At 64.3% G+C, this 3479-nt stretch carries 2 protein-coding genes; one reads left to right on the top strand and one right to left on the bottom strand.

Translation table 11 applies throughout. From position 1 onward, the window contains the following. The first annotated feature begins 28 nt into the window (after nucleotides 1–28). Nucleotides 29–1108: a MobQ family relaxase gene (gene mobQ / locus NW837_RS05370; RefSeq protein ID WP_414329669.1), complete on the top strand. Its 1080-nt coding sequence runs from the start codon at nucleotides 29–31 to the stop codon at nucleotides 1106–1108. 349 nt (nucleotides 1109–1457) lie between these two features. On the opposite strand, the gene NW837_RS05365 is transcribed toward mobQ, so the two are convergent. Next, nucleotides 1458–2621, bottom strand: a complete 1164-nt coding sequence (locus NW837_RS05365) for a protein rep (protein WP_414329667.1) — start codon at nucleotides 2619–2621, stop codon at nucleotides 1458–1460. Nucleotides 2622–3479: the final 858 nt, after the last annotated feature.

Raw genomic sequence — 3479 nt, 5'->3', positions numbered from 1 at the left:
CCGGGCCTCCCCCCCGGGAGCGCAACCGATGGCCATTTATCACCTCGACATCTCAGTTATCAGCCGCTCCGCAGGACGCTCCGCGACCGCGGCGGCAGCCTACCGGCTCGCCGTGCGGATTGAGGACCAGCGCACCGGCTTAGTCCATGACTACACCCGGCGTTCCGGGGTAGTCGCGTCCGGCACAGTGGGATGGGCCCCAGACGCACACGCTGCCCTATGGAATAAGGCCGAGGCAGCGGAGAAGCGAGCTAACAGTCGGACCGCTCGCGAGGTCCTCATTGCCTTGCCCGCCGAGTTGAACACAGAGCAGCAAACACGGCTCGTACGCGGGTTCGCCGCACACCTGCGCGACCGCTACGGCATCGCCGCAAGCTGGGCGATTCACGCCGCTCCGAAAGGCGGCGACGAACGAAACACACACGCGCACATCCTGATGACTACACGCACAGTCGACGCCTCCGGGACGTTTGGACAGAAAGTGCGCGCGCTGGACGACCAAGACCAAGGACCACGCGAGATACTCGCCATTCGCGCCGAATGGGAAAAGCGGGTCAATCGAGAGTTAGAAAAGTCCGGCAGCGGTTCCCGCATCTCCAGCCAGAAGCAACCAATTGCACCGATGGAACACCTCGGGCCGGCGGCAACGGCGAAAGAGCGCCGGGGAATCAAGACCGCCGCAGGAAACCGGAACAGACGTCGAGCGGACGCCAGAGAGCGCGCACGCGCCATCGTCACAGAGATTCAGAGCCTCGAGCGGGAGCAAGCCGCAGAAGACCAGGCGCTAGCAGAGCAGCGGCGCGCGCAGGCGGCGGCGGTCTGGCGCGGCGTCCTAGACAGCACAACCACCGTCGAGGCCCGTGCCCAGCGGCTGACCGCACAGGTGCGTATCATGGAGGCCAACCATGGCCGACAAACCATACTAGCCGAAATCACGCGAGCGGCACCGGTACGCGTCCGGCCAGACTGCTGGGCCGTCCTCCGCACCATCGCAGAGCGGGCGCAGGAAATCGCGGCAGCAACCTACCGCAGCCTCCTGGCTGAGGTGCGACGCCTGGCCGACTGGGAGGACAGGGCGAGGCCCCGGCAGGGGCAGCGCCAGAGGTGACGAAGAAGAAGGTGGCCGGTAGGCCACCCCCTTGGCCCCGCGTTGGCGGGGAGACACGCCGTGCAGGCGTTACGCCTGGTCTCGGCCCCAGACCATCCCCGCGTTGGCGGGGAATTCCTAGGCTGCCCGTAGGACAGGCTAGAGCGCCCGTGCGCCAGACGCAGAGAGGACCTAGGGCCAGTAGCCCACGGGGCAAGAGCAAGCTGGGGCTCCGCCCCAGACCCCGGGATACACAAGAGAGACCTTGCCAAGACGCCATTCCTGGGTTTCCGTGAGGTGCGGACCCCGGGGACGGATAGGCCGCAGAGAGACCGAGAGGGCGGCCCCAGTGGGACCGCCTCATCTCGGCTTACCCGGATGGCCGCCAGACGCCGAGCGCAGGCGGACCGAGAATGCGCGTTAGCGCAGCACGGCAGTCAGATGCCGAACGCGCAGCGGCTTCCAGAAGCTCGGACATGTACGGATCGACACGCACAAGAGCCGCGGGATAGATGACCGCGACAGTCTCGGCAGGCTCTTCAAGAGCCTGCTGCGCCTCGATTTCTGCCGCATCTTCGGAAGCATCACCTTCGCCGGCAAGGCTAAGGCCTTGACTACAGACAAGGGCGCGGCGACCTTTCGTCGCAACCGCATATTGAGACCAGAGACCGGCGGCAACTTCATCGCCGCGAACAGCAGCTTGAGCTAAATCAAACACCGTCCGGCTAGTCAGACTCTTACACTGCTTCTTGACGCCTGCCGAAGCCTCATAGACACCAGATAGATGCGCGGCGTAGCGAGCCGCTTTTTCAGCATCAGCGCACGGCTGAGCGTCGATACCGTCACGCAGAACGTCGCCACCGAGCGAACGAATCGCGGCAATCCAGCGCATAAGAAGACGCTGCGCTTCAGCCGACGGGTCCGCAACTTGAGAGCTGAAGAGAAAGACCGCATGAATGTGCGGATGCCAACCGTTCTCACCATGCGTTAAGTCGTAGCCGCGCAGATATTCGACACCGGCACTTTTTAGGGACGCCCATTGGCGTCCGCTCGTAAGTCGGCTCCACGCTTTTCCGAGCAAACCGAACAGCTCGTCGAGACTAGAATTGCGGTTGTGCCGGAGCGTCAGCGTCACGAGCCAGGGTCGGTACCCCTGACGCAGCAGGCTCGCTACCTGTGGCCGGAGCACTTCTGCCCGGCGAGCCGCTAGACGAGGCGCACAATGCGGACAGACCCAAGGAGAGCGGCAGCGCTTAACGCCGACGAGAGACGCGACCTCGCCCCGGCGCACAATCGCCGGAAGGGTCCCATCGATAGCACCCAGCCCGCAGCCGCTGAGACTGCCCAGGCCGACACGACGAGCAAGAGGACGCAGCCGGGACAGAAGAGACGCCGGCGCGAGCGGCGGAAGAGTTACTCCTCGGTTGTCAAGCGCGGGCCGCTCGCGGCCCGCGGCAACGGCCTTCCGCCCGAGGCGGGCGGAGCCGGGAGAGCGGACAGGCGAGGAGAGAGGAGAGGCTAGAGAGACCGACATGCACGCCTCGCAGAGCGGCGAGGCGTGTCAGTGGCGGACACAGCGGAGGAAACTGCTGGATTCCCGGAGGATCCAAGCCTATCTTCCGCGGCGGAGGCAGGGCCGAAATGGCTCATGCGTCTGGTCCTGGTCACCGACGAATCTAGAGGGCTGGCACCCGTCTAGATTGCCTCGTTGTTTTCGAAGGCCGGAAGGGGCACCTTCCGGCCTTCATTTCACCTGTAAGCCGCCTATTCGGCGGTTGATGTTTCTATAGTGCGAATCGGCACCCTGGCGGTTCTGCTACTCTGGTAGGCCGCCTGTTCGGCGGTCAATCTTCATCTAGGTCCAGTTTGGCGCGCAGGCAAATTACGCATTGCCCGTTCCTCCACCCTGGAAAGGCAGCGAAGGGGACGAGCATCCGGCATCGGACATGGGTCGCAACACAGCCGAGAGAAGCGCCGAGATATCAGCCCGGTCTCTCTCAGCGATGACTGAGAGCAAGCGGCTCGCAAGATTGTGCCGCGAACCCGGCGGGAGAGTCTCATCGGTCAGAACCGCGATGACAGCGGCACCAAGCACAATCTTACGACGAGTGTCGGCACGCCGACGCTCTTCTTTCTCGCGGCTGATTTCGCGCGCGAGAGCGTCACGAAGACGCGCAATCTTTTGCGCGCGCGTGAGACGGCGAGAAGCAGCAGCAACAGCAACGGAAGTAATCTCGGTCATACACGCGACATAGAGCAACCGAGAGCAGAAACAAGCGCGAAACACACTTGCGCTCCCGTCCGTTGCGCGCCAAGTCCAACCCCCGTAAGGGCGCACACTACGCAATCCTACGGATTGCGCGTGTGCGCGCCCCCTGCGGGGGGGAGGGGG

It is taken from the genome of Synechococcus sp. R6-10 (assembly GCF_047461815.1).
GTDB lineage: Bacteria > Cyanobacteriota > Cyanobacteriia > Thermostichales > Thermostichaceae > Thermostichus.
Note: the sequence above shows the minus strand (reverse complement) of the source record. Positions and strands in the feature narration are given on the sequence as shown.

Excerpts from the sequence above, each read along its gene's own strand:
- mobQ (WP_414329669.1), top strand. The coding sequence starts at position 29 with ATGGCCATTTATCACCTCGACATCTCAGTTATCAGCCGCTCCGCAGGA.
- NW837_RS05365 (WP_414329667.1), bottom strand. The coding sequence starts at position 2,621 with ATGTCGGTCTCTCTAGCCTCTCCTCTCTCCTCGCCTGTCCGCTCTCCC.